The organism is Marinibacterium profundimaris (assembly GCF_002210095.1).
GTDB classification, from domain to species: domain Bacteria; phylum Pseudomonadota; class Alphaproteobacteria; order Rhodobacterales; family Rhodobacteraceae; genus Marinibacterium; species Marinibacterium profundimaris.
In genome coordinates this window covers 1,034,748-1,058,968 of record NZ_AQQR01000001.1, presented here as the reverse complement: position 1 = coordinate 1,058,968, position 24,221 = coordinate 1,034,748, and the positions used below count along the sequence as shown (strand labels likewise).

General features: G+C 68.0%; 22 protein-coding genes. 20 read left to right on the top strand and 2 right to left on the bottom strand.

The annotated features are described in order from the left end of the window. Window positions 1-508 precede the first annotated feature (508 nt). Entirely contained in the window at window positions 509-727 is a 219-nt protein-coding gene (locus tag ATO3_RS05025) for a DUF1127 domain-containing protein (RefSeq protein WP_233152024.1), read from the bottom strand. A gap of 392 nt (window positions 728-1,119) precedes the next feature. Between ATO3_RS05025 and ATO3_RS05020 the strand changes: the two genes are divergently transcribed. From ATO3_RS05020 to murD, 10 genes are all read left to right on the top strand, one after another. Beyond that, window positions 1,120-2,229 (top strand): Mrp/NBP35 family ATP-binding protein, encoded by a 1,110-nt coding sequence (locus ATO3_RS05020; protein WP_088648664.1) that lies wholly within the window; start codon window positions 1,120-1,122, stop codon window positions 2,227-2,229. 827 nt (window positions 2,230-3,056) lie between these two features. Then, window positions 3,057-3,599, top strand: coding sequence for a division/cell wall cluster transcriptional repressor MraZ (locus ATO3_RS05015; protein WP_088648663.1), 543 nt, complete (start codon window positions 3,057-3,059; stop codon window positions 3,597-3,599). A 3-nt stretch (window positions 3,600-3,602) separates the two neighbouring features. Beyond that, a complete protein-coding gene (gene rsmH / locus ATO3_RS05010) occupies window positions 3,603-4,598 on the top strand; it encodes a 16S rRNA (cytosine(1402)-N(4))-methyltransferase RsmH (RefSeq protein ID WP_088648662.1) in 996 nt (331 codons plus the stop codon). Further along, window positions 4,595-4,957, top strand: a complete 363-nt coding sequence (ftsL, locus tag ATO3_RS05005) for a cell division protein FtsL (protein ID WP_088648661.1) — start codon at window positions 4,595-4,597, stop codon at window positions 4,955-4,957. Before rsmH ends, ftsL begins: the two co-directional genes overlap by 4 nt. Then, window positions 4,954-6,744 (top strand): peptidoglycan D,D-transpeptidase FtsI family protein, encoded by a 1,791-nt coding sequence (locus ATO3_RS05000; protein WP_088648660.1) that lies wholly within the window; start codon window positions 4,954-4,956, stop codon window positions 6,742-6,744. Before ftsL ends, ATO3_RS05000 begins: the two co-directional genes overlap by 4 nt. Window positions 6,745-6,773: 29 nt before the next feature. Further along, complete coding sequence (locus ATO3_RS04995; protein WP_088648659.1) at window positions 6,774-8,255, top strand: UDP-N-acetylmuramoyl-L-alanyl-D-glutamate--2,6-diaminopimelate ligase; 1,482 nt, start codon at window positions 6,774-6,776, stop codon at window positions 8,253-8,255. Beyond that, the gene (locus tag ATO3_RS04990) at window positions 8,252-9,688 is read left to right on the top strand and encodes a UDP-N-acetylmuramoyl-tripeptide--D-alanyl-D-alanine ligase (protein WP_088648658.1); all 1,437 of its coding nucleotides are present in this window, start codon (window positions 8,252-8,254) and stop codon (window positions 9,686-9,688) included. Before ATO3_RS04995 ends, ATO3_RS04990 begins: the two co-directional genes overlap by 4 nt. An 11-nt stretch (window positions 9,689-9,699) precedes the next feature. After that, on the top strand, window positions 9,700-10,782 hold the full coding sequence (gene mraY, locus ATO3_RS04985; RefSeq protein ID WP_088648657.1) for a phospho-N-acetylmuramoyl-pentapeptide-transferase: 1,083 nt from the start codon (window positions 9,700-9,702) through the stop codon (window positions 10,780-10,782). 7 nt (window positions 10,783-10,789) lie between these two features. Then, window positions 10,790-11,449: a DedA family protein gene (locus tag ATO3_RS04980; RefSeq protein ID WP_088648656.1), complete on the top strand. Its 660-nt coding sequence runs from the start codon at window positions 10,790-10,792 to the stop codon at window positions 11,447-11,449. Further along, the gene (gene murD / locus ATO3_RS04975; RefSeq protein ID WP_088648655.1) at window positions 11,446-12,843 is read left to right on the top strand and encodes a UDP-N-acetylmuramoyl-L-alanine--D-glutamate ligase; all 1,398 of its coding nucleotides are present in this window, start codon (window positions 11,446-11,448) and stop codon (window positions 12,841-12,843) included. The genes ATO3_RS04980 and murD overlap by 4 nt, the downstream gene beginning before the upstream one ends. A 303-nt stretch (window positions 12,844-13,146) precedes the next feature. Here the strand turns inward: murD and ATO3_RS04970 are convergent, their stop codons facing one another. Then, the gene (locus ATO3_RS04970) at window positions 13,147-14,328 is read right to left on the bottom strand and encodes a BaiN/RdsA family NAD(P)/FAD-dependent oxidoreductase (RefSeq protein ID WP_088648654.1); all 1,182 of its coding nucleotides are present in this window, start codon (window positions 14,326-14,328) and stop codon (window positions 13,147-13,149) included. Between the two features lie 150 nt (window positions 14,329-14,478). Between ATO3_RS04970 and ftsW the strand changes: the two genes are divergently transcribed. From ftsW to ftsA, 10 genes are all read left to right on the top strand, one after another. Beyond that, window positions 14,479-15,645, top strand: coding sequence for a putative lipid II flippase FtsW (gene ftsW, locus ATO3_RS04965; RefSeq protein WP_088648653.1), 1,167 nt, complete (start codon window positions 14,479-14,481; stop codon window positions 15,643-15,645). Window positions 15,646-15,659: 14 nt separating this feature from the next. Next, entirely contained in the window at window positions 15,660-16,745 is a 1,086-nt protein-coding gene (gene murG, locus ATO3_RS04960) for an undecaprenyldiphospho-muramoylpentapeptide beta-N-acetylglucosaminyltransferase (protein WP_088648742.1), read from the top strand. Continuing rightward, window positions 16,742-18,139, top strand: coding sequence for a UDP-N-acetylmuramate--L-alanine ligase (murC, locus tag ATO3_RS04955; RefSeq protein ID WP_088648652.1), 1,398 nt, complete (start codon window positions 16,742-16,744; stop codon window positions 18,137-18,139). Before murG ends, murC begins: the two co-directional genes overlap by 4 nt. 112 nt (window positions 18,140-18,251) lie before the next feature. Beyond that, window positions 18,252-19,448 (top strand): APC family permease, encoded by a 1,197-nt coding sequence (locus ATO3_RS04950; protein ID WP_088648651.1) that lies wholly within the window; start codon window positions 18,252-18,254, stop codon window positions 19,446-19,448. Continuing rightward, the gene (locus tag ATO3_RS04945) at window positions 19,445-19,702 is read left to right on the top strand and encodes a DUF2484 family protein (RefSeq protein WP_088648650.1); all 258 of its coding nucleotides are present in this window, start codon (window positions 19,445-19,447) and stop codon (window positions 19,700-19,702) included. Before ATO3_RS04950 ends, ATO3_RS04945 begins: the two co-directional genes overlap by 4 nt. Further along, window positions 19,699-19,944, top strand: a complete 246-nt coding sequence (locus ATO3_RS04940) for a DUF2484 family protein (RefSeq protein ID WP_088648649.1) — start codon at window positions 19,699-19,701, stop codon at window positions 19,942-19,944. Before ATO3_RS04945 ends, ATO3_RS04940 begins: the two co-directional genes overlap by 4 nt. 52 nt (window positions 19,945-19,996) lie before the next feature. Beyond that, complete coding sequence (murB, locus tag ATO3_RS04935) at window positions 19,997-20,914, top strand: UDP-N-acetylmuramate dehydrogenase (RefSeq protein WP_088648648.1); 918 nt, start codon at window positions 19,997-19,999, stop codon at window positions 20,912-20,914. Between the two features lie 100 nt (window positions 20,915-21,014). Then, window positions 21,015-21,929: a D-alanine--D-alanine ligase gene (locus ATO3_RS04930; protein ID WP_088648647.1), complete on the top strand. Its 915-nt coding sequence runs from the start codon at window positions 21,015-21,017 to the stop codon at window positions 21,927-21,929. A 44-nt stretch (window positions 21,930-21,973) separates the two neighbouring features. Then, on the top strand, window positions 21,974-22,795 hold the full coding sequence (locus tag ATO3_RS04925; RefSeq protein ID WP_088648741.1) for a cell division protein FtsQ/DivIB: 822 nt from the start codon (window positions 21,974-21,976) through the stop codon (window positions 22,793-22,795). 18 nt (window positions 22,796-22,813) lie between these two features. Further along, complete coding sequence (gene ftsA / locus ATO3_RS04920) at window positions 22,814-24,148, top strand: cell division protein FtsA (RefSeq protein WP_088648646.1); 1,335 nt, start codon at window positions 22,814-22,816, stop codon at window positions 24,146-24,148. Window positions 24,149-24,221: the final 73 nt, after the last annotated feature.

Genomic DNA, 24,221 nt, shown 5'->3' with positions numbered 1-24,221 from the left:
AGGGGCGCCGCCGCTTGCTACAGTACCAGGCCGCGAGGGAGGAGGAAGCGGCTGGTACATCCGAACCCGGCCCGAGGCCGGTATGGGGTGGCGGTGGCACCTGGGAGGAGGAGTGGCACCGACCGCCGAAACACCGTGAGCTAAGGGAGGAGGAAGCCCCGGTGCGTCTGGTTCCGGCTGTCGAGGCCGGTATGGGGTGGCGGTGGCACCTGGGAGGAGGAGTGGCACCGACCGCCGAAACACCGTGAGCTGAGGGAGGAGGAAGCCCCGGTGCGTCTGGTTCCGGCTATCCAGGCCGGTATGGGGTGGCGGCGGCGCCTGGGAGGAGGAGTGGCACCGACCGCCGAAACACCGAAGCGAGGGAGGAGGAAGTCTCCGGTGCAATCTGGTTCCGACCTTCGGGGCCGGTGAAAAAGCGCGACGACATCAGGGAGGAGGAGGATGCCGCCGCTAAGTTCAGGTTCCCAAGGGAGGAGGAGGAAACCTGATCTCGGTAACTCTGTGGGGCTCAGCGCGCCCCGGCTGCGGCCTCCCAGGCCACGCTGTGGATGCTGGCGCGGGACATGCCCAGGTCGCGCAGGTCGCGGTCGCTGAGGGCGCGGAGTTCCGCGAGCGTTTCCCGGTAGACCTTGTTGCGGGCGCGGCGCGCCGAGAAGCGGTCCACCAGGGTGCGAAGAAGAGCGGGCTCGTGGGCCATCGGGGCCGTAAGTGCGATTTGCTTGCTCATGCTCGGATCCTCGTGGGTTAGAGTGATGTTGCGTCGTTTCTGTTAGGGCGAACATAGATTTCATGCTGCACCTGCACAACGCACAGCTCTACAATGCTGCTATGCAGAAACTGCATGAACCTTGACGCGTGTAAACGAAGGCGTGAGCAGGCCGCCCATTGGCTTGCAGCGAGCGACAGGCGGCGCAGCCCGCCGGGGCCACCGGGGCATGCGACCTCCGGACGCCCGGGGGCCCCGTGCATCGGCATGTGCATCACTATATGCATACTTGTGGTTCATTGCTTCGCGCCGGCCGGGACATCCCGGCCCTGGGCCCCCTCGCCGGCAGGGTCATCTGCTTGTCATCCGGCGGGCGCGTGCCGATAGTCCGGCGACGGAGCCAGGAGAATGACATGACAGTGACACGAGAGCGGATCGAAGCGGCGCTGGCCGCGGTGAGCCTGCCCGACGGGGGCACCCTGACCAGCCGCGACATGGTCCGGGCGATCCAGGTCGACGGCGGCACGGTGCGGTTCGTCATCGAGGCCTCTGATCCCGACGCGGCCCGGGGGATGGAGCCGGTCCGCGCGGCGGCCGAATCCGCGGTGGCCGCTCTCGACGGGGTGGAGAAGGTGAGCGTTGCGCTCACCGCGCACCAGCCCGCGCAGGGTTCCCGGCCCGCCGGCCCGCCCGCGGGTCAGCCGGGCGGCCAGCAGCCGCCCACGCTCAAGGTCGGCGGCCACGCGAAGCCGCAGGACGGCCCGATGAAGCCTGCCGGTGTGGACCGGATCATCGCCGTGGGATCCGGCAAGGGCGGGGTGGGCAAATCCACCGTGGCCTCGAACCTCGCCGTGGCGCTGGCCAGGGCGGGGCGCAAGGTGGGGCTGCTGGACGCCGATATATACGGTCCCTCGATTCCGCGGATGATGGGGGTCAGCGGCAAGCCGGCTTCGCCCGACGGCAAGACGATCATGCCGCTGCATGCCCATGGGGTGACCCTGATGTCGCTTGGCCTGATGGTCGAAGAGCGCAAGGCCGTCATCTGGCGCGGTCCGATGCTGATGGGCGCGCTGCAGCAGATGCTGGGGCAGGTGGCCTGGGGCGAGCTTGACGTTCTGATCGTCGACCTGCCGCCCGGCACCGGGGACATCCAGCTGACGCTGTCGACCAAGGCGCAGCTGACCGGGGCGATCGTCGTCTCCACCCCGCAGGACGTCGCCCTTCTGGATGCGCGCAAGGCGATCGACATGTTCGAGACGCTGAAGACCCCGGTTCTGGGCCTGATCGAGAACATGTCGAGCTTCGTCTGTCCTCATTGCGGCAAGGAGACCGAGATCTTCGGCCATGGCGGCGTGCGGTCCGAGGCCGAGGCAATGGGCGTGCCGCTGCTGGGCCTGCTGCCGATCGACCTGGATACCCGGCTTGCGGGCGACAAGGGTGAACCGGTGGCCGCGGGCGACGGTCCCATGGCTCAGGCCTATGGCCGGATCGCCGCCGGGCTGGTGGCGGGCGGAATGGCCTGATTTGCGCTGATCCCGTTGGAACCCGTGCAAACGGCCCCGAAACCGGGGTCAAAGCTGCAAAAGGCGGGTCACGGGAGCCTATGGGAAAAAACATGGGAATAGACGGGACCCGGTGTGGCGAGAGCTGCGCCGGGTTCGTCTTTTTCCGGCCCGCGACGGGATTTCGGGTCTTTTGCTCCGTTCACCGCCGTACACGGCGCCTTGAGCGTCCGTGATTCGTCATTCGACACATGGAATCGACGCCGAGTCAGTCGAGTCACACCAGAATTAATCTTCCCCAGGGTAAATTTTTTCTCTGGCGTGGCCTCTGGGTGGCCTGTTCCCGGGTCAGACCGGGATTTTCCGGGAATTCAGGGGGATGCGATCCGGCCACTACATCTGGTGTTTCGCGTCGACCTTTCGTCCCCATGTTGCGCCGCGGGGCGGGGTGCCTTTCGCCGGGGTCCGCATTTTCCCGGCGATGCCCAGTCGTTCCCCCAAAGTGGCGCCTTTTCCCTTGATTTCCAAAGCTCACCATGAGACAACATACCTGTCAGATGCGACGGGGCAGACACACCAACAAAGGGCCACTTAGAGCCCGACTGGTAGGCAAAAAACATACGGGCAACCCCCTTTCATTTGACCAAAAGAAGGTTCCGGCGCGCGAGCGAGCAGACATCCCCCCAGGTGGCGCGCGTTGCTGGACACTCCCGCTCAAAGCGGGGCGAGGCGGCAGGTTGAACAGTGGCAGCGGTTCGACCTGCCGTCTTGCGTTTACGGCAACGACCACGGGGGACGTACAGGCGCAATCCTAGCAGAGAAGGCGGCGCAGGCGAAGGGAAAGGTTCGTGGACCCCAGGTTCCGAGGCGAGCACACCTACAAGGTGGACAAGAAGGGCCGGTTGTCCATACCGGCCGACTTCCGCCGTGTGCTGGAAACCGGTGATCCCGCCTGGGCCGAAGGTCTGCGTCCCAATCTGGTGCTGGTCTACGGCGGCGCCGACAACCGCTATCTCGAAGGCTACACCGTGGCCGCCGCCGACGCGCGCGCCGAGAAGATCGAGCGTCTTCCTGAATCCAACCTCAGGCGGCGCCTGATCCGGCAGTACATTTCCAAGTCCATTCCCATACAGATCGACCCGGACGGCCGCCTGGTCATCCCGCAGCGCTACCGCGACATGATCGGGCTCGAGCTTGAGGCCAACGCCGTCTTTGTCGGCACGCTGGGCACGTTCCAGGTGTGGTCCGAAGAGCAGTACGAGGATTATCTCGACGAGAATGAGGCGGACGAGGATCTGGGCTTCGGGCTGGCGCCCGGGACCAACCCGCTCGACGCGCTCGACATGGTTCTGGCGCAACAGGCGCTGCAGCCAAAGCCGGAGGCGGGCTAGACCATGGCATCGGCAGAGCAGAGCCCATCCGATGCCCCCCATGTTCCCGTCCTGCTGCGACCGCTGCTTGCCGCGGTTGCTCCGGTCTCCGGAACATGGCTGGACGGCACCTTCGGGGCAGGGGGCTACACCAAGGGACTGCTGGAGGCCGGGGCCGACCGCGTGATCGGTGTCGACCGCGATCCGCTGGCGTTCGAAATGGCGGCGCCCTGGGTGTCCGACTATGGCGACCGGCTGGTGCTGCAGCAGGGCGTTTTCTCGCGCATGGACGAGTATGCGCAGGATCTCGACGGCGTGGTCCTCGATCTTGGCGTCTCCTCCATGCAGCTTGACCAGGCAGAGCGCGGCTTTTCCTTCCTGCGCGACGGCCCGCTCGACATGCGGATGTCGCAGGAGGGGCCCTCGGCCGCCGATCTGGTCAACGAGCTGCCCGAGGCGGCGCTGGCCGACATCCTGTTCCAGTTCGGCGAGGAACGCGCCAGCCGCCGTATCGCCCGCGCCATCCTGCGCGAGCGCGAGAAGGCGCCCATCACCACCACCCTGCGCCTGGCCGAGATCGTCGAAGGCTGCCTGCCGCGCGCCAAGCCGGGCCAAAGCCACCCGGCGACGCGTTCCTTCCAGGGCCTGCGCATCGCGGTGAACGCGGAATACGAAGAGCTTTACGAAGGGCTCATGGCCGCCGAACGCGCGCTGAAACCCGGCGGCAAGCTGGCTGTCGTGACGTTCCATTCCATCGAGGACCGCATGGTCAAACGCTTCCTGCAATCGCGGGCGGGCCAGACCGGGCGGGCCAACCGCTATGCGCCGCAGCTGGAAGAGGCCGCGCCGCAGTTCGAGCTGCTCTCGCGCCGGGCCATCGGGCCGGATGACGAGGAGCTGGCGGAAAACCCCCGGTCGCGCTCGGCCAAGCTGCGCGTGGCGCGGCGCACCGATGCGCCGGCCGGCGGGATCGACGCGAAATCCATTGGCATGCCGCAACTGAAGGAGACCCGCAGGTGAAGGGCTTGCTCTACATCCTGACCGCTCTTGCCGTCTTCGGACTGGCCTTCTGGGCCTACCGCGAGAATTACGCGACCCAGGAAGTGCTGTCGGAAACCCAGTCGCTGCAGCGCCAGATCGGCTCGGCCCAGGCCCGGCTGGCGGTGCTGAAGGCGGAATGGGCCTATCTCAACCGCCCCGACCGGCTGCGCGAGCTGGCCGAGATCAACTTTGACCGGCTTGGATTGCTGCCGCTGCGTCCCGACCAGTTCGGCTATGTGGACGAGGTCGGCTATCCCAAACCCGCCAGCGAGAGCCCGCTGTTCGACATCGACAGCGCGGTCGACGTCTCAAACACCAAGGATATGCAGATCCCATGAGCCGCATTCCCCTGCGCCCGCTTGCCCGTATCCTGCCCGCCCGGGACAAGGGCGAGAACCCCGACGTGATCGAACGCGAGAACCTGCGCCGCCGGCATGAAGAGATGCAGGACAAGGCCCGCGCCCGGGCCGAGGGACGGCTTCTGGTGCTGTCAGTCTTCTTCGTCACGGCCTTCGTGGTGATCGGTGTGCGGATGGGGCATCTGGCCACCTCCGAAGCGGTGGAGCCGGTGGCCTCGGCCCATGGTGCCGTGATCGCGCAGCAGCGCGCCGACATCACCGACCGGCACGGTCGCATCCTGGCCACCAATTTCGAGACCCATTCGCTGTACGTGCAGCCGCCCAACCTTATCGATCCGGAATATGCGGCACAGGAACTGGTGAAGATCTTCCCCGACCTGGAGGAAGAGAAGCTGCTGGAGCTGTTCACCGGCAAGCGCAAGTTCGACTGGATCAAGCGCAAGATATCGCCCGAGCAGAAGCAGGCGGTGCATGACATCGGCGATCCCGGACTGCTGTTCGGCCCGCGCGAGATGCGGCTTTATCCCAACGGCAAGCTGGCCGCGCATATCCTGGGCGGCACTCAATACGGCCGCGAGGGCGTGAACGCCGCCGAGGTGATCGGCATCGCCGGCGTGGAAAAGCAGTTCGACGGCTACCTGCGCGACCCGGCCAACGGAACCCGCCCGCTGCAGCTGTCTATCGACCTGACGGTTCAGGCCGCGGCGGAACGGGTTCTTGCCGGCGGCATGACGCTGATGAATGCCAAGGGCGCAAGCTCGGTCCTGATGGACGTGCACACGGGCGAGGTGATCTCGGTCGTGTCGCTGCCCGATTTCGATCCGAACAACCGCCCGCGCCCGCCGGTGTCGGGCAACGACCCCTCGGTCAGCCCGCTGTTCAACCGCGCGGTGCAGGGCGTGTACGAGCTTGGCTCGACCTTCAAGATCTTCGCCGTGGCACAGGCCATCGACCTTGGCCTCGTGACGGCGGACACGATGATCCAGACCGCCGGCCCGCTGATCGTCGGCGGGCACCGGATCAGCGAATTCCAGGGCAAGAACTATGGCGAGATTTCGGTCGCGGACGTCATCGTGCATTCGTCGAACCGGGGCACCGGGCGGCTGGCGCTGCAGATCGGAAGCACCCGGCAGAAGGCCTTCCTGGGCTCGCTGGGCATGTTCGACCCGACCCCGTTCGAGATCGTCGAGGCCGCCGGCGGCAAGCCGCTGCTGCCCGAACGCTGGACCGACCTGTCCACGGTCACGATCTCTTACGGCCATGGCATCTCGACCAGCCCCATGCACCTGGCGGCGGGCTACGCGGCGATCGCCAACGGCGGCCACTACGTCAGCCCCACGGTTCTCAAGCAGACCACGCCGCAGCTGGGTCCGCGCGTGATGTCGGAAAAGGCGGCCTCGGCGGCGCGCAAGATGCTGCGCAAGGTGGTCACCGACGGCACCGCGAGCTTCGGCGATGTCGAAGGCTATTCGGTGGGGGGCAAGACCGGCAGCGCCGACAAGCCGAAGCCCCGCGGCGGCTATTACAAGGACCGGCTGATCTCGACCTTCGCGACGATCTTTCCGTCGCATGATCCGAAATACGTGCTGATTGTGACGCTGGACGAGCCCTCGATCGAGGCCTACGGCGAAACCCGGCGCACCGCGGGCTGGACCGCCGTACCCGTCGCCGCCGAGCTGATCGGGCGCGTCGCACCCCTGCTGGGGCTCCGGCCGACCGTTGAACCTTCCAAGCTCGAGGGTATACAGCTGACCTCGAGCAACTGAGTCCACGGCAGAAGGGTCTGGGTGACGACATGACAGCGGGACCGGTACCCCTTTCCCAACTGGCGCTGACCGCACAGGGCGGACGAGACCCGGTGATCACCGGGCTGGCCGTCGACAGCCGCAAGGTCGAGGCCGGATTTCTCTTTGCCGCGCTGCCCGGAACCCGGGTGCACGGGGCCGAGTACATCGCGCAGGTGCTGACCCGGGGCGCGGTGGCGATCCTGACGGATGCCGAGGGCGCCGCCCTCGCACGCGACGCGCTCGCCGCCTCGCGGGCCGCGCTGATCGTGGCCGAGGATCCCCGCCAGGCGCTGGCCTACACGGCGGCGCTGTGGTTCGGCGGACAGCCGCGCACCATGGTCGCGGTGACGGGCACCAACGGCAAGACATCCGTGGCCAGCTTCACCCGCCAGATCTGGCAGGGGCTGGGCCATGCCGCCGTCAACGTCGGCACCACCGGGGTCGAGGGCGACTGGCACACGCCGCTTGCCCACACCACGCCCGAGCCGATCACGCTGCACCGTGTCCTGTCCGGCGCGGCCGAGGCCGGGATCACCCATGCGGCGATGGAGGCGTCCTCGCACGGGCTGGAACAGCGCCGGCTGGACGGCGTGCAGCTGGCCGCGGCCGGTTTCACCAATCTGACCCAGGATCACCTGGACTATCACGACAGTTTCGACGCCTATTTCGCCGCCAAGGCCGGGCTCTTCCGCCGTGTCCTGCCCGAGGAGGGGACCGCCGTCGTCAACCTGGACGACGCGCGCGGAACCGAGATGCGCGCCATCGCCGCCGCCCGCGGGCAGGAGGTGATCGGCGTGGGCCGGGGCACAGGCGAGCTGTCCTTGCTGGCGCAACGCTTCGATGCCACCGGCCAGGACCTGCGCTTTGCATGGCGTGGCGCGCCCCAGCAGGTGCGGCTGAACCTGATCGGCGGCTTCCAGGCCGAGAACGTGCTGATCGCCTGCGGTCTTGCCATCGCCAGTGGCGAGACCCCGGCCGAGGTGTTCCGCGTGCTGCCGCAGCTGGAAACGGTGCGCGGCCGGATGCAGCTGGCCGCGCGTCGGGCCAACGACGCGTCCGTCTTCGTCGATTACGCCCATACGCCCGACGCGGTGGCCACGGCCATTGCCGCGCTGCGCCCGCATGTCATGGGCCGCCTGATCGCCATCGTCGGCGCAGGCGGCGACCGCGACCGCGCCAAGCGTCCGCTGATGGGGAAGGCCGCCGCTGCCGCCGCCGACATGGTCATCGTCACCGACGACAACCCGCGCAGCGAGGATCCCGCCGCGATCCGCGCGGCCGTCATGGAAGGCGCCCCGGACGCCTGGGAAGTCGGCGACCGGGCCGAGGCGATCCTGCGCGGTGTCGATGCGCTGGGGCCGGGCGACGCGCTGCTGATCTGCGGCAAGGGGCACGAGACAGGGCAGGTCGTGGGCGACCAGGTCCTGCCCTTCGACGATGCCGAACAGGCCAGCATTTCCGTTGTCGCCCTGGAAGGCGGGCGGGCATGAGCCTCTGGACCAGCCGCGACGCCGCACGTGCGACCGGGGGCCGGTCCACCGTGGCCTGGGAGGCCGATGGCGTGTCGATCGACACGCGCACGATCCAGCCGGGCGACCTCTTCGTCGCCCTTAAGGCGGCGCGGGACGGGCATGAATTCGTGGCCCAGGCGCTGGAGAAGGGCGCCGCCGCAGCCCTTGTCACCCATGTGCCCGAGGGCGTGGCCGAGGATGCGCCGCTGCTGATCGTCGACGACGTGCAGACCGCGCTCGAGGCGCTGGGGCGCGCCGGGCGCAAGCGGACGAAGGCCAGGGTCGTGGCGATCACCGGGTCGGTCGGCAAGACCTCGACCAAGGAGATGCTGGCCGAGGTGCTCTCGGACCAGGGCCGCACCCATGCCTCGGTCGCCAGCTACAACAACCACTGGGGCGTGCCGCTGACGCTGGCGCGGATGCCGGCCGACACCGAATATGCCGTGATCGAGATCGGCATGAACCACCCCGGCGAGATCGCGCCTCTGGCGAAGATGGCGCAGCCGCACGTGGCCATCGTCACCACCGTCGCCGCCGCCCACCTGGAGGCCTTCGAGAACATCGAGGGCATCGCCGCCGAGAAGGCCGCGATCTGCGAGGGGCTGGAGCCGCGCGGCACGGCGATCCTGAACGGCGATCTCGACACCTATCCGATCCTCGAGGCCGCGGCGCGGGCGAAGACGGCGCGGATCGTCACCTTCGGCGAAAGCAGCCGCTGCCACCATCGCGCGACCGATGTGCACATCGCCTCGGGTGCGACGGTGGTGCAGGCGCGGGCCTGGCGGACGCCGCTGCTTTACAAGGTCGGTGCCGAAGGGCGTCATTACGCGATCAACGCGCTGGCGGTGCTGGCCGCGGTCTTCGCGCTGAAGGCCGACCGGGGCCGCGCCGTGCTGGCGCTGGCGGGCTGGAGCGCCGTGTCCGGGCGCGGCCAGAGGATGACGGTCGTGCTGGACCCGGTGGACCGGCACCTGGCGCTGGAACTGATCGACGACGCCTACAACGCCAATCCGACCTCGATGGCCGCCGCGCTGGAGGTGCTTGCCGCCGCCGATCCGCGCGACGGGCTGGGGCGCATCGCCAAGGGCCGCCGCATCGCGATCCTGGGCGACATGAAGGAACTGGGACCGGAGGCCGAGGCGCTGCATGCCGGATTGGTCGAGCTGCCTTCGATGCGCAAGATCGACGTGGTCCATTGCGTCGGGCCGCTGATGAAGGCCCTGCACGCGGCGCTGCCGCCGGCGCATCGCGGCATGTGGCACGAGGAGACCAAGCCGATGCTGCGCGGCCTGCGCGGCCGGATCGATGGCGGCGACGTCATCCTGGTCAAGGGATCGCTGTCCATGGGGCTGTCCCGGGTCGTTGACGCGATCCGGAAAATGGGCCATCCCGACACACAATATGATGAGTAGGACAGGCGAGAATGCTCTATTGGTTGACGGCACTGTCGGATGGCGGCGACTTCTTTAACCTCTTCAGGTACATCACATTTCGCGCCGGCGGTGCCTTCCTGACCGCACTTGTCTTCGGCTTCGTCTTCGGGCGCCCGCTGATCGACGTGCTGCGCAGGTCCCAGGGCAAGGGCCAGCCGATTCGGGATGACGGGCCGGAGGGGCATCTCTCCAAGGCCGGCACGCCGACCATGGGCGGGCTGCTGATCGTCGGCGCGCTGGTGACGGCGACGCTGCTTTGGGCGCGGCTCGACAATCTCTACATCTGGATCGTGCTGGGCGTGACGCTGTCCTTCGCGGCCATCGGCTTTGCCGACGATTACGCAAAGGTGTCGAAGCAGAACACCAAGGGCGTGCCCGGCAAGCTGCGGCTCGCGCTGGGGATCTTCATCGCGCTGACGGCGTCCTTTCTGGCGACGCAGGTCCATCCCATCGAGCTGAAGAACCAGCTTGCGATGCCCTTCTTCAAGGACGTGCTGCTGAACCTCGGGGCCTTCTACGTGGTCTTCGGCACGATCGTCATCGTCGGTGCCGCCAACGCGGTGAACCTGACCGATGGCCTGGACGGGCTGGCGATCATGCCGGTCATGATCGCCGCCGGCGCGCTTGGCGTGATCGCCTATGCGGTGGGGCGGGTCGACTTCTCGGAATACCTCGATGTGCATTACGTGCCCGGCACCGGCGAGATCCTGATCTTCACCGCCGCGCTTTTCGGCGGGGGCCTCGGGTTCCTGTGGTACAACGCCCCGCCGGCGGCCGTCTTCATGGGCGATACCGGCTCGCTGGCCCTGGGCGGGGCGCTTGGCGCCATCGCGGTCGCCACCAAGCACGAGATCGTGCTGGCCATCGTCGGCGGCATCTTCGTGGTCGAGGCGCTGTCGGTCATCATCCAGGTCCTGTATTACAAGCGCACCGGAAAGCGGGTCTTCCTGATGGCGCCGATCCACCACCATTACGAAAAGAAGGGCTGGGCCGAGCCCACCATCGTGATCCGCTTCTGGATCATCTCGCTCATCCTGGCACTGATCGGGCTGGCGACGCTGAAGGTCAGGTAAGCCGGGAATGTCGCTGGAGCACCTCGTCCAGACGCTCGGCCTGCCTGGGGTCGTGATCGGTGCTGCCCTGGAAGGGGAGGGCGTGGCCTTTCTCTCCGGCGTCTTTGCCCATCGGCACATTTTCCATTTCGAGGCGGCGGCGCTGGCCGTGGCCCTCGGCGCGGTGATCACCGACAACGTGACCTTCGCCATCGGCCGTTACGGCGGGCGGTCGGGCTATGCGCAGAAGCTTCTGTCGCATCGTCGCGTGGCGCGTCTGCGCGAGATGCTGGACCGGCACCAGACCAAGGTCATCCTGGGCTTCCGCTTCGTCTACGGGCTGAAGACCGTGGGCCCGATCCTGATCGGGTCCTCTCCGGTCAGCTGGGCGCGGTTCGCGCTGCTCGATGCGCTGGCGGTGCTGGTCTGGGCGCATCTCTGGGTGGCCATGGGCTACGGCGTCGGCACGGCGATCGAGGCGCTCTTCGGGCGCATGAAGCTGGAAAGCCATGCCGCCGTCGCGCTGGTGGTCTTTCTCGTGCTGGCCGGGGCCGGGTGGTACGCGCTGCGGCGCTGGCGCCTGCGCCAGGACGACAAGGCGATCGCGGCGTCGGGCATCGCGGAACAGACCCCGGGTGGCGCTGCTTTGGACCAGGACGACAAGGACAAAGGGGGCGACAGGCGATGATTCCGGTCAGAGGCGTTGAAGGACAGAGACTGGCGGTCCTGGGGCTTGGACGCTCCGGCCTGACTGCGGCGCGGGCGATCCGCGCGGGTGGGGGCATCCCAGTCGGATGGGACGACAACCCCGCCGCGCGCGAGGCGGCCGAGGCCGAGGGGATCGAGACGCTGGATCTCAGGCGACAGGGCGCGTTCGAGGCGATCTCGGCCCTGATCGTGTCGCCGGGGATCCCGCATCTTTACCCTGCGCCGAATCCGGTCGTTCTGGCCGCGCTGGAGGCCGGGGTGCCGGTGGACAACGACATCGGCCTCTTTTTCCGGTCCTTCGCGACGCCGGACTGGGACAATTTCGACACCCCGCCGCGCGTGGTGGCCGTGACCGGGTCGAACGGCAAATCCACCACCTCGGCGCTGATCCATCACATCCTGGAACAGGCCGGCCGGCCCGCGCAGCTGGCGGGCAACATCGGACGCGGCGTGCTGGACCTGGATCCGCCGGCCGATGGCGACGTGGTGGTTCTGGAATTGTCGTCCTACCAGACCGACCTTGCGCGGGCGCTGACGCCGGACATCGCGGTTTTCACGAACCTGTCTCCGGACCACCTGGACCGGCACGGCGGATTGGGTGGCTATTTCGCGGCCAAGCGCCGGCTTTTCGCCGAGGGCGGGCCGGACCGCGCGGTGATCGGCGTGGACGAGGCCGAGGGGCTGTACCTGGCCGGGCAACTGTCCGAAGGGCCCGGGGATGACCGGGTGATCCGGGTGTCCTCGGGGCAGAAGCTGTCGGGCGCGGGCTGGAACGTCTTCGCGCGTAAGGGGTTCCTGACCGAATGGCGCAAGGCGCGGCAGACGGCCTCGATCGACCTGCGCGAGATCAAGGGGCTGCCCGGCGCCCATAACCATCAGAACGCCTGCGCCGCCTATGCCGTGGCCCGCGCGCTGGGGCTGGCGCCCCGGGTGATCGAGACGGCGCTGCAGTCCTACCCGGGCCTGCCGCATCGCAGCCAGCGGGTCGCCGAGGCGAACGGCATCGTCTATGTCAACGACAGCAAGGCCACCAATGTCGACGCCGCGGCCCGGGCCCTCAGCGCCTTCAAGCGGATCCGCTGGATCTGTGGCGGGCTGGAGAAGGAAGGCGGGCTGGACGCGCTGTCCGGCGCGACCGGGGCGGTGGCCAAGGCCTATGTCATCGGGCGCGAGGCGGCGCAGTTCGCGATGCAGCTGGATGTCGAGGCCGAGGTCTGCACGACCATGGAAAACGCCGTCTCGCGCGCCATGGCGGAGGCCGAGCCGGGCGACACGGTGCTGCTGGCGCCCGCGGCGGCCTCGTTCGACCAATACGACAATTTCGAACAGCGCGGGACGGATTTCGTCGAGCAGGTCACCAAGCGGCTGGGCTGATCCGGACGTGACCCGGCGGAGCGCGCCTGCGGCGCGCACGACATGCTGGATTGGTGCCTGTGGCGATGTACGAGAGACGTGCCGGGCGTGGCGTCGATTGTGAGCAGAGGACGCTCAGGGCTCACCACGAAGATGACCCCGCCATCTTCACGGACCCGCCGTCGCAATTGATACCTGGAACAGGAGGGGCCTCGCATCAAGGACGCCTGCGGCGCCGGCACGCCGGTAAATCCTTGACACGAGACCCCTCCTGTCCCCGGGACGGTATCGCGACGGCGGCTCCGCGAAGATGGCTGGCAGGGGTTACATGCGGCGGGCGATCTCGGTTGCGGCCGCATGGGCCGAGGACCAGGCCCATTGGAAATTGTAACCGCCGAGCCATCCGGTGACATCGACCGCCTCGCCGATGAAGAAGAGGTTGGGCCGAGCCCTGGTCTCCATCGTGCGGGAGGAGAGGGCGTCGGTGTCGATGCCGCCCAGCGTGACCTCGGCGGTGCGGTAGCCTTCGGTGCCCGAGGGGGTGAGTCGCCAGTCGGTGAGCTGTGGGAGCAAGGCCGAGAGGGATTTGTCGGAGAGATCGGCGAGGCGGGTTTCCGTCGGCAGGTCGAGATGCGGGACCAGCCGTGAGGGCAGGGCCTGCGCCAGGACGGTGCCGAGCTGGCGACGCCCGGCGGTGGCGCGTTCGGCGCGGAGCCAGTCGAGGGCGTCGCGGTCGGGCAGGAGGTTGACGCGGATCTCCTCGCCCTCGCGCCAGTAGGAGGAGAGCTGCAGCACCGACGGCCCGGAGAGGCCGCGATGGGTGAAGAGCAGCGCCTCGTCGAAGCTGGTGCGGGTGTTGGACAGACGCGCGGGGAGGGAGACGCCGGAGAGCGGTTTGAACCGGCCTTCGGGGAAGGTGAAGGGGACAAGCGCGGGGCGGGTCTCGGTCACGGGCAGGCCGAACTGGCGGGCGATGTCGTAGGCGAGCCCCGTGGCGCCCATCTTCGGGATCGACTTGCCCCCCGTTGCCACGATCACTTGGCGCGCGGTGACCGTCTGGCGGGTGCCGTCGTGGTCCAGCGTGGCGGTGAAATGGCTGCCGTCGTGGGAGAGGTCGCGCAGGGCGGTGTTCAGCCAGAGCTCGGCCGGGGCCATCTCGGCCAGGAGCATGTCGATCACCTGCCGGGCCGAGCCGTCGCAGAAGAGCTGGCCCAGGGTCTTTTCGTGCCAGTCTATGCCGTGCCGGTCCATCTGGGCGATGAAGTCCCACTGGGTATAGCGGGCCAGGGCGGATTTGCAGAAATGCGGATTGGCGGAGAGGTAGCATTCGGGCGACGCGAACATGTTGGTGAAATTGCACCGCCCGCCGCCGGAGATTCGGATCTTTTCGCCCGGGGCGCGGGCGTGATCGACCACCAGCACGCGCCGGCCGGCGGCCGCACCGGCATGGGCCGCGGCAAACAGGCCGGCCGCGCCGGCGCCAAGGATCAGGGTATCGATGTCCATGCCCCCCGTTGACCCGGCAGAGCGATGTTTTCAAGGGCGATCACGCCGAATTGGGTCCTCTAAAGGCTGGTCAGCCGCCAGCTTTCGCGGTACGGTTGTCATCAGACCCCGCAAAGGGGCGGACAGAGGCAGACGAGCGGCGGATTTCCCATGACTGAGATGGTCTATGGCGCGCTTCCCGTGCGGGACAGCGAACCGATCTTGCCCAAATGGGCGCGAACCCTGGACAAATGGTCGATCGGCTGCGTGCTGATCCTGTTCCTCATCGGGCTGCTGCTGGGGCTTGCCGCCTCGGTGCCGCTGGCCGAGCGGAACAATTTCCAGCCTTTCCACTACGTGCAGCGGCAGGCCTTCTTCGGCGGGCTGGCTCTGATCACGATGATCTGCGTGTCGATGATGTCGCCGGTCATGGTGCGGCGGCTGGGCACGCTGGGCTTCCTGGCGGCCTTCGTGGCGCTGGCGCTGCTGCCGGTTTTCGGCACGGATTTCGGCAAGGGCGCGGTGCGCTGGTTCTCTCTCGGCTTTGCCAGCGTGCAGCCGTCGGAATTCCTGAAGCCGGCCTTTGTCGTCGTCGCGGCCTGGATGCTGTCGGCGAGCCAGCAGATCAACGGGCCGCCGGGGCGGCTTTATTCCTTCATCCTGGCGATGATCATCGTCGCCATGCTGGTGGTGCAGCCGGACTTTGGCCAGGCCTGCCTGGTGCTGTTCGGCTGGGGTGTGATGTATTTCGTGGCCGGGGCGCCGATGCTGCTGCTGGTGATAATCGCGGCACTGGTGGTGCTGGGCGGGACGCTGGCCTATTCCAGTTCGGACCACTTCGCGCGGCGGATCGACGGGTTCCTGAACCCCGAGGTCGATCCGACGACTCAGCTGGGCTATGCCACCAACGCAATCCGCGAAGGTGGGCTGTTCGGTGTCGGCGTGGGCGAGGGGCAGGTGAAATGGTCGCTGCCCGATGCGCATACCGATTTCATCATCGCCGTGGCGGCCGAGGAATACGGGCTGATCCTGGTGCTGATCATCATCGCGCTCTATTCCATCATCGTCGTGCGGTCGCTGTTCCGGCTGATGCGCGAACGCGATCCGTTCATCCGCCTCGCCGGCACGGGCCTGGCCGCGATGTTCGGCGTGCAGGCGATGATCAACATGGGCGTGGCCGTGCGGCTGCTGCCCGCCAAGGGCATGACGCTGCCCTTCGTCAGCTACGGCGGCTCGTCGCTGATCGCGGGTGGCATCGCGCTTGGCATGCTGCTGGCCTTCACCCGGTCGCGGCCGCAGGGCGAGATCGGCGATATCCTGCGGGGACGGAGCCGGTGACCAGATTGCTTCTGATGGCCGCCGGGGGGACCGGCGGGCACATGTTTCCCGCACAGGCCCTGGCCGAGGCAATGCTGGCGCGCGGCTGGCGGGTGAAACTGTCGACCGATGCGCGCGGGGCGCGCTATACCGGTGCCTTCCCGGATACGGTGGAGATCGAGGAAGTGCCCTCGGCCACCTTTGCGCGCGGGGGCGCGATGGCCAAGGCCGGCGTGCCGTTCCGCGTGGCGGGCGGCATCCTGTCGGCCATGGCCAAGATGCGCCGCGACCGGCCCGATGCAGTGGTGGGCTTTGGCGGCTACCCGTCGATCCCGGCGCTGAGTGCCGCCTACCTGATGAGGCTGCCCCGCATGATCCACGAGCAGAACGGCGTGCTGGGCCGCGTGAACGAGATCTTTTCGACCCGGGTCGACCGGGTCGCCTGCGGCACCTGGCCCACGACCCTGCCCGACGGGGTCGAGGGGATCCATACCGGCAATCCGGTGCGCGGCGCCGTGCTGGAGCGCGCCAATGCGCCCTATATCCCTCCGGGCGATTACCCGATGTCGATTCTTGTCATGGGCGGCAGCCAGGGTGCGCGGATCCTGTCGGACATCGTGCCCGGCGCCGTGGCGGCGCTGCCGGACGACCTGCGCCGCAACATCCGGGTCAGCCACCAGGCGCGGGCCGAGGACCATGACCGGGTCACCGCCTTTTATGCCGAACACGGCATCCATGCCGATGTCCGCCCCTTCTTCCACGACGTGCCCAACCGCATGGCCGAGGCGCAGCTCGTGATCTCGCGCGCAGGCGCCTCCTCGGTCGCCGATGTCTCGGTGATCGGGCGGCCGTCGATCCTGATTCCCTATGCCGTGGCCGCCGGTGATCACCAGACCGCCAATGCGCGCGGCCTGGTCGAGGCCGGCGGCGCCATCCGGATCCCCGAAAGCCAGCTTACATCCGAAAGCCTGGCCGAGAGCATCGCCACCATCCTCACCCAGCCCCAGGGCGCCAGTTCCATGGCCCGGGCCGCCTTTTCGGTCAGCGCGCCGGATGCGACCGAACGGCTCGTGGCGCTGGTCGAGGACCTTGCCAACCCCCAGGAGACACACGCCGAATGACCCCTGCCACCAAGCTTCCCACCGACGTGGGCCCCATCCATTTCGTGGGCATTGGCGGCATCGGCATGTCCGGCATCGCCGAGGTGCTGCTGAACCTCGGCTACCAGGTGCAGGGCTCGGACCTGAAACGCTCGAAGATCACCGACCGGCTGGCCGGGCTGGGCGCGACGATCTTCGAGGGGCAGACCGCCGGCAACCTCGAGAATGCCGCTGTCGTCGTGATCTCTTCGGCGATCAAGCCCGGCAATCCCGAGCTGGACGAGGCCCGTCTGCGCGGCCTTCCGGTCGTGCGCCGGGCCGAGATGCTGGCCGAGCTGATGCGGCTGAAATCCAACGTCGCCGTGGCCGGGACCCACGGCAAGACGACGACGACCACGATGGTGGCCACGCTGCTCGATGCCGGGGATTTCGACCCGACGGTGGTCAACGGCGGGATCATCCATGCCTATGGCTCGAACGCGCGGATGGGGCAGGGCGAATGGATGGTGGTGGAGGCCGACGAAAGCGACGGCACCTTCAACCGGCTGCCCGCGACCGTGGCCATCGTCACCAATATCGACCCCGAGCACATGGAGCACTGGGGCGATTTCGACCGCCTGCGCAACGGGTTCTACGATTTCGTCTCCAACATCCCCTTCTACGGCGTGGCGGTCTGCTGCACCGATCACGAAGAGGTCCAGAAGCTGGTCGGCCGCATCACCGACCGCCGCGTGATCACCTATGGCTTCAACGCCCAGGCCGACGTGCGCGCCATGAACCTGACCTACAAGGCGGGCTCGGCGCATTTCGACATCGCGCTGCAGGCCGAGGACAAGGTGATCGAGGGCTGCACCCTGCCGATGCCGGGCGATCACAACGTGTCGAACGCGCTGTCGGCGGTGGCCGTGGCGCGGCACCTGGGCATGAAACTGGACGAGATCCGCGAGGCCCTGGCCAGTTTCGGCGGCGTTAACCGTCGTTTTACCAAAGTGGGCGAGGTTGACGGTGTAACGATCATCGACGACTACGGCCATCATCCGGTGGAAATCGCCGCCGTCCTGAAGGCCGCGCGTCAGGCGACCGAGGGCCGCATCATCGCCGTTCATCAACCGCATCGCTATTCCCGCCTGTCGTCGCTGTTCGACGACTTCTGCGCCTGCTTCAACGAGGCCGACGTGGTCGCCATCGCCGAGGTCTTCGCCGCCGGCGAAGACCCGATCGAAGGCGCGTCGCGCGATGACCTGGTGGCGGGCATGATCCGCCATGGCCATCGCCATGCCCGCGCCATCCTCGACGAGGACGACCTCGTGCGGCTGGTGCGCGAACAGGCCCGGCCGGGCGACATGGTGGTCTGCCTTGGCGCTGGCACGATCAGCGCCTGGGCCAACGGATTGCCGGACCGTTTGAAGGGCTGACAGCGATGACAGGGCGGATCACAGGGAGCGTGGCAATCGAAGGGATCGGCGGCCGCGCGCGGCGGGTTCCGTGCCGGTGCCCGCTGGTGCCCCGTGCGTGCGGGCGAGCGTCATGACCGAGAGCCTGAAACGTCGCATCGGGCCGGGGCTTCTGATCGCCTATGGCGTCGGTGTGATGGTGGGCGCCGGGATCTACGTGCTGACGGGGGCCGTCGCCGGGGTGGCCGGGGTCTGGGCGCCGGTCTCCTTCCTTCTGGCTGCAATGGTCGCGGCGCCGACGGCGCTGGCCTATGCCGAATTCTCCACCCGCTTCCCCGAGGCCGCGGGCGAGGCCGCCTTTGTCGGTGCGGGGCTGAACTCCCGCACGCTGGCGGTGATCGTTGGGCTGGCCATCGTCGCCGGCGGCAGCCTGTCGGCGGGGGCCGTCCTGCGCGGCGGTGTCGGCTACCTGGTGCACGCGGTGTCGGTGCCCGAATGGGCGGCGATCTTGGTCCTTGGCGTCCTGCTCATCGCGGTGGCGGCTGTCGGCGTGCTGGAAAGCCTGTCGGTCGCGGCGCTCTTCACGGCGGTGGAGCTCGCCGGGCTGGGCCTGGTGATCTGGGCCGGGCTCTCGGCGCCGGCCACGCCCGAGGCGCTGGCGCCCGCGCCGCTGCATGTGGCGGGGGTGGGCTTTGGCGCGGTGCTGGCCTTCTTCGCCTTCATCGGCTTCGAGGACATCGTCAACATGGCCGAAGAGGTGCGCAAGCCCAACCGCACCCTGCCTCTGGCGATCCTGGCGGCTTTGGCGATCACCACGGCGATCTATGCCGCCGTCGCCTGGGCCGCCACGCGCGCGGTGCCGCCCGCCCTCCTGGCGCAAAGCGGCTCTCCGCTGGCGCTGGTCTGGCAGGCCGCGCGCGGCGGCGATGCCGGGTTCCTGTCGGCCATCGCGGTCTTTGCCGCGATGAACGGGATCCTGGCGCAGATCGTCATGGCGGCCCGCGTGCTCTTTGGCCTCGGCGCCCGCAGCCGCGTGCTGGCCATATTCCACCATGCCCACCCGCGCTTCGGCACGCCGCTGCTGGCCACGCTGCTGGTGGGGGTGGCGGTGATCGCGCTGGCGCTTGGCGGCGAGGTCGCCACGCTTGCGGAACTGACGTCGAGCCTTCTGCTCACAATCTTCATCCTGGTGAACCTCTCTCTCATCGTGCTGAAGCTGCGCGCCCCCGATGCCCCGCGCGCCGCCTTCCACGTGCCGCTGGCGGTTCCCGTCCTGGGCCTGTGCCTTTCGGCCGGCGCCCTTCTCATGTCTATCGGAGTCCGGCCATGACACTCAGCCTGACGCTTGCCCTGATCTGGGTTCTTGCCTCGACCATCGTCGCCTTCCTTCCGGTGGAACGGCAGTTCAGGCCCGGCGGCCTGTTGCTGGCCACCGCGCCGCTGCTGATCTGGGGCCTGGCGCGGGATTTCGGCCCGGTCGCGGGGATCCTGGCGCTTGGCGCCTTCGTGTCGATGTACCGCAACCCGCTGCGGTTCCTCTGGGCGCGGATGCGCAGCAGGCTGGACGAAGGGCCTGCCGAATGACGTCGATCGTCCTGTTCTGTCTCTGGGTCGTGGCGGCCAATGTCGTCGCCATGCTGCCCAGCCGGGACGGGCACTGGACGGCCGCCTATATCCTGATCGTCGTCGGGATCCCGCTGCTGGGCTATCTGACCTGGCAGAACGGGCCGATCGTGGGCTTCATCGGGCTGGTTGCCGGCATGTCGGTGCTGCGCTGGCCGCTGGTCATGCTGACCCGATGGGTCAAAGAGAAGCTGGGCCGGTGAGGTGGCGGTCCGAACGCTTGCCGCCGCCGCTGCCCGAATATACCACGGCCCCATGACAAGGCTTCCCACCCCGCGCGGCCGGCTGACCGCCGACAAACCGCTGTCCGAACTGACCTGGCTGCGCGTCGGCGGCCCGGCAGACTGGCTGTTCCAGCCCGCCGATGCGGCGGACCTGGCCGATTTTCTCGCCGCGCTGGACGCGGATGTTCCGGTCTTTCCCATGGGCGTCGGGTCGAACCTGATCGTGCGCGACGGGGGGCTGCGCGGCGTGGTGATCCGGCTGGGCCGCGGCTTCAACTCGATCTCGGTCGACGGCACCCGTGTCACCGCCGGGGCCGCCGCGCTGGACGCCCACGTGGCGCGCAAGGCGGCGGAGCAGGGGGTGGACCTGACCTTCCTGCGCACCATCCCCGGGGCCATCGGCGGCGCGGTACGGATGAATGCCGGCTGCTACGGCAGCTATGTCGCCGATCACTTCATCGATGCCCGCGCGATCCTGCGCACTGGCGAGACGGTCACGCTGACCGCCGACGACCTCAACTTCCGCTACCGCGAGACGGACTGGCCCGAGGGCGCGGTCCTGGTGGAGGCCGTGTTCGAGGGACAGCCGGGCGAGCCCGCCGCCCTGGCCGCGCGGATGGAGGACCAGCTGGCCAAACGCGACGCCACCCAGCCGACGAAGGACCGCTCGGCGGGCTCGACCTTCCGCAATCCGGCCGGGTTCTCTTCGACCGGCCGTTCGGATGACAGCCATGACCTGAAGGCATGGAAGCTGATCGACGACGCGGGACTGCGCGGCGCGACCCTTGGCGGCGCGCAGATGAGCCCGAAACACTCGAATTTCCTCGTCAACACCGGCGGCGCGACGGCCACGGAGCTGGAAGCTTTGGGCGAAGAGGTGAGAAAAAAGGTTTACCATGCCAGCGGCATAGAGCTACATTGGGAAATCATGCGGATCGGCGATCCGTAGGATATTTCTTCGTGACCCTGGAGCAGAAAAAAACCGGGGCGCGCAATCGGGCAGTAAAAGCGACGGGCCGAAAAGGCACGCGCGGAGTGGCAGGTGCGGCATGTCGGGCAGGGCAGCCAGCTCTATCGTTGTTCTTATGGGCGGTCCCTCGGCGGAGCGCGAGGTTTCCATGTCTTCGGGCACGGAATGCGCGGCCGCGTTGCGGAGCGAAGGCTTTGACGTGACCGAGCTTGACGCCGGTCCGGACGTTGCCGAACGCCTGCTGGACCTCAAGCCCGACGTGGTCTTCAACGCGCTGCACGGCCGCTGGGGCGAAGACGGCTGCGTGCAGGGCCTCCTGGAATGGCTGCGCATCCCCTACACCCATTCCGGCGTGCTGGCCTCGGCCCTGGCGATGGACAAGCAGCGCAGCAAGTCGATCTACATGAACGCCGGCCTGCCGGTTGTCGAAAGCATGATCTGCCCGAAGGACAAGGTGAAGTCCGGGCACATGATGATCCCGCCCTACGTGGTGAAGCCCAACAACGAAGGCTCCTCGGTCGGGGTCTACCTCGTGCACGAGATGTCGAACGCCCCCCCGCAGCTGTCGGACGAGATGCCCGAGATGGTGATGGTCGAGGCCTATGTGCCGGGCCGCGAACTGACGACGACGGTGATGGGCGACCGCGCCCTGACCGTGACCGACATCTTCACCGATGGCTGGTACGATTACGACGCCAAGTACAAGCCCGGCGGCTCGCGCCACCAGATCCCGGCGGACGTGCCGAAGCCGATCTTCGACCTTTGCATGGATTACGCCCTGCGCGCGCATCAGGTCCTGGGGTGTCGCGGGCTCAGCCGCACCGATTTCCGCTGGAACGAAGAGCTCGGTATGGAAGGGCTTTTCCTGCTGGAAACCAACACCCAGCCGGGCATGACCCCAACCTCGCTGGCGCCCGAACAGGCGCAGCATGTGGGCATGGACTTTGGCGCGCTCTGCCGCTGGCTGGTGGAGGACGCGTCGTGCAACCGGTGAGATCGGCCAGCCACGATCCGGCGCCGTCGCGTCTGCAGTTCCGGATGCAGCGCTGGCTGCTGACGCCGGGCATCCGACTTCTTCTGCGCGCCGGTCTTCCGGCGCTGATCATTTTTGCCGCCGTGTCGATCTTCCTGGCCGGGGAAGACCGGCGCGAGGCGCTGCGCACCTATATCGTCGAGGCCCGCGCCTCGATCGAGGAACGACCCGAGTTCATGGTCAATCTTATGGCCATCGATGGCGCCGGCTCGGGCGTGTCGGACGAGATCCGCGAGATCCTTCCGATCGACTTCCCGGTTTCCTCCTTCGATCTCGACCTCGAAGTGATCCGCGACACGGTCGAAATGCTCGATCCGGTGAAATCGGCCACGGTGCGTATCCGCCCCGGCGGCATCCTGCAGGTCGACGTGACCGAGCGGATCCCGGTGGTGGTCTGGCGCAACCGGGGCGGCGTGCTGCTGCTGGACGCGACGGGCACCCGCGTCGGCCGCGTGGCCAGCCGCGCCGACCGCGCCGACCTGCCGCTGATCGCGGGCGAGGGGGCCGATGCGCGTGTGGCCGAAGCGATGGAAATCCTCGCCGCGGCCGATGAAATTTCCGATCGCCTGCGTGGCCTCGTCCGGATGGGCGAGCGGCGCTGGGATGTGCTGCTGGACCGCGACCAGAGGATCCTCCTGCCGGAGGTGAACCCGGTGCGCGCGCTGGAGCGGGTGATCGTGCTGAGCGAAGCCAAGGATCTGCTGGCGCGCGACGTGGTGGCCGTGGACATGCGCCTGTCGGCGCGGCCCACGCTGCGCATGAGCGAAGGCGCGCAGGCCGATTGGTGGCAGGCCCGGCATCAGACGACAACGAACACGGGGCAATAACGGGGCGGCGGACGGACTATGACGGATCTCTATCAGTCACAACGGGCGATGCGGCAGATGCGGCGCATGGCGATGCAGCGCGGGGTGGTGGCGATCCTGGACGTGGGATCGTCCAAGATCGCCTGTCTGGTGCTGCGCTTCGACGGCACCGGCCGGCTGAGCGAGGACAATTCCATCGGCTCGCTGGCGGGGCAGACCGGTTTCCGCGTGGTCGGCGCTGCCACGACCCGCTCGCGCGGGGTGCAGTTCGGCGAGATCACCGCCATGCAGGAGACCGAGCGCGCGATCCGCACCGCGCTGCAGGCCGCGCAGAAGATGGCCGAGATCCGCGTCGACCACGTGATCGCCTGTTTCTCGGGCGCGGGTCCGCGCAGCTACGGGCTGGACGCGCGGGTCGAACTGGAAGGCCAAGAGGTCACCGAGAACGAGATCGCCCGCGTGCTGGCCGCCTGCGAGGTGCCCGATTACGGCTCGGGCCGCGAGGTGCTGCATGCCCAGCCGGTGAATTTCGCGCTCGACCACCGCTCGGGCCTGGCCGATCCGCGTGGCCAGCTGGGGCAGGAGCTGTCGGTCGACCTGCACATGCTGACGGTGGATGCCACCGCCGTGCAGAACCTGGCCCATTGCATCAAGCGCTGTGACCTCGAACTGGCCGGCATCGCGTCGTCTTCCTACATGGCCGGGATTTCCGCGCTGGTCGAGGACGAGCAGGAGCTGGGCGCGGCCTGCATCGACATGGGCGGCGGGGCCACGGGCCTGTCGATCTTCATGAAAAAGCACATGATCTATGCCGACACCGTGCGCATGGGCGGCGATCACGTCACCGGCGATATCTCGATGGGGCTCGGCGTGCCGATGGCCAAGGCGGAATGGATCAAGACCATGCATGGCGGCGTGCACGCCACCGGCATGGACGATCGCGAGATGATCGAGATCGGCGGCGACACGGGCGACTGGGAACACGACCGCCGCACCGTCAGCCGGGCCGAGCTGATCGGCATCATGCGCCCCCGGGTCGAGGAGATCCTCGAAGAGGTCCGCAAGCGACTGGATGCCGCCGGGTTCGATCACCTGCCCAGCCAGCAGATCGTGCTGACCGGTGGGGCCAGCCAGATCCCCGGGCTCGACGGGCTGGCCAGCCGCATCCTGGGCCAGCAGGTCCGCCTGGGCCGGCCGCTGCGCGTGCATGGCCTGCCGCAGGCGGCCACGGGGCCGGGCTTTGCCGGGGCCGTGGGGCTGTCGCTGTTTGCCGCGCATCCACAGGACGAATGGTGGGATTTCGAGATCCCGGTCGACCGCTATCCGGCGCGCTCGCTGAAACGCGCGGTACGCTGGTTCCGGGACAATTGGTAAGGCACAGGCACGGCGGACCGGGCGGGCAGGGGCGCCCACCGGGTCCTGCCTGTGCGCTCCCCTTCGCCCGCGT

Bases quoted from the DNA above. Each gene is read 5' to 3' on its own strand.
- ATO3_RS05025 (WP_233152024.1), bottom strand. From the start codon at position 727: ATGAGCAAGCAAATCGCACTTACGGCCCCGATGGCCCACGAGCCCGCT.
- ATO3_RS05020 (WP_088648664.1), top strand. From the start codon at position 1,120: ATGACAGTGACACGAGAGCGGATCGAAGCGGCGCTGGCCGCGGTGAGC.
- rsmH (WP_088648662.1), top strand. From the start codon at position 3,603: ATGGCATCGGCAGAGCAGAGCCCATCCGATGCCCCCCATGTTCCCGTC.
- ATO3_RS05000 (WP_088648660.1), top strand. From the start codon at position 4,954: ATGAGCCGCATTCCCCTGCGCCCGCTTGCCCGTATCCTGCCCGCCCGG.
- ATO3_RS04995 (WP_088648659.1), top strand. From the start codon at position 6,774: ATGACAGCGGGACCGGTACCCCTTTCCCAACTGGCGCTGACCGCACAG.
- ATO3_RS04990 (WP_088648658.1), top strand. From the start codon at position 8,252: ATGAGCCTCTGGACCAGCCGCGACGCCGCACGTGCGACCGGGGGCCGG.
- mraY (WP_088648657.1), top strand. From the start codon at position 9,700: ATGCTCTATTGGTTGACGGCACTGTCGGATGGCGGCGACTTCTTTAAC.
- ATO3_RS04980 (WP_088648656.1), top strand. From the start codon at position 10,790: ATGTCGCTGGAGCACCTCGTCCAGACGCTCGGCCTGCCTGGGGTCGTG.
- murD (WP_088648655.1), top strand. From the start codon at position 11,446: ATGATTCCGGTCAGAGGCGTTGAAGGACAGAGACTGGCGGTCCTGGGG.
- ATO3_RS04970 (WP_088648654.1), bottom strand. From the start codon at position 14,328: ATGGACATCGATACCCTGATCCTTGGCGCCGGCGCGGCCGGCCTGTTT.
- ftsW (WP_088648653.1), top strand. From the start codon at position 14,479: ATGACTGAGATGGTCTATGGCGCGCTTCCCGTGCGGGACAGCGAACCG.
- murG (WP_088648742.1), top strand. From the start codon at position 15,660: ATGGCCGCCGGGGGGACCGGCGGGCACATGTTTCCCGCACAGGCCCTG.
- murC (WP_088648652.1), top strand. From the start codon at position 16,742: ATGACCCCTGCCACCAAGCTTCCCACCGACGTGGGCCCCATCCATTTC.
- ATO3_RS04950 (WP_088648651.1), top strand. From the start codon at position 18,252: ATGACCGAGAGCCTGAAACGTCGCATCGGGCCGGGGCTTCTGATCGCC.
- ATO3_RS04945 (WP_088648650.1), top strand. From the start codon at position 19,445: ATGACACTCAGCCTGACGCTTGCCCTGATCTGGGTTCTTGCCTCGACC.
- ATO3_RS04940 (WP_088648649.1), top strand. From the start codon at position 19,699: ATGACGTCGATCGTCCTGTTCTGTCTCTGGGTCGTGGCGGCCAATGTC.
- murB (WP_088648648.1), top strand. From the start codon at position 19,997: ATGACAAGGCTTCCCACCCCGCGCGGCCGGCTGACCGCCGACAAACCG.
- ATO3_RS04930 (WP_088648647.1), top strand. From the start codon at position 21,015: ATGTCGGGCAGGGCAGCCAGCTCTATCGTTGTTCTTATGGGCGGTCCC.
- ATO3_RS04925 (WP_088648741.1), top strand. From the start codon at position 21,974: ATGCAGCGCTGGCTGCTGACGCCGGGCATCCGACTTCTTCTGCGCGCC.
- ftsA (WP_088648646.1), top strand. From the start codon at position 22,814: ATGACGGATCTCTATCAGTCACAACGGGCGATGCGGCAGATGCGGCGC.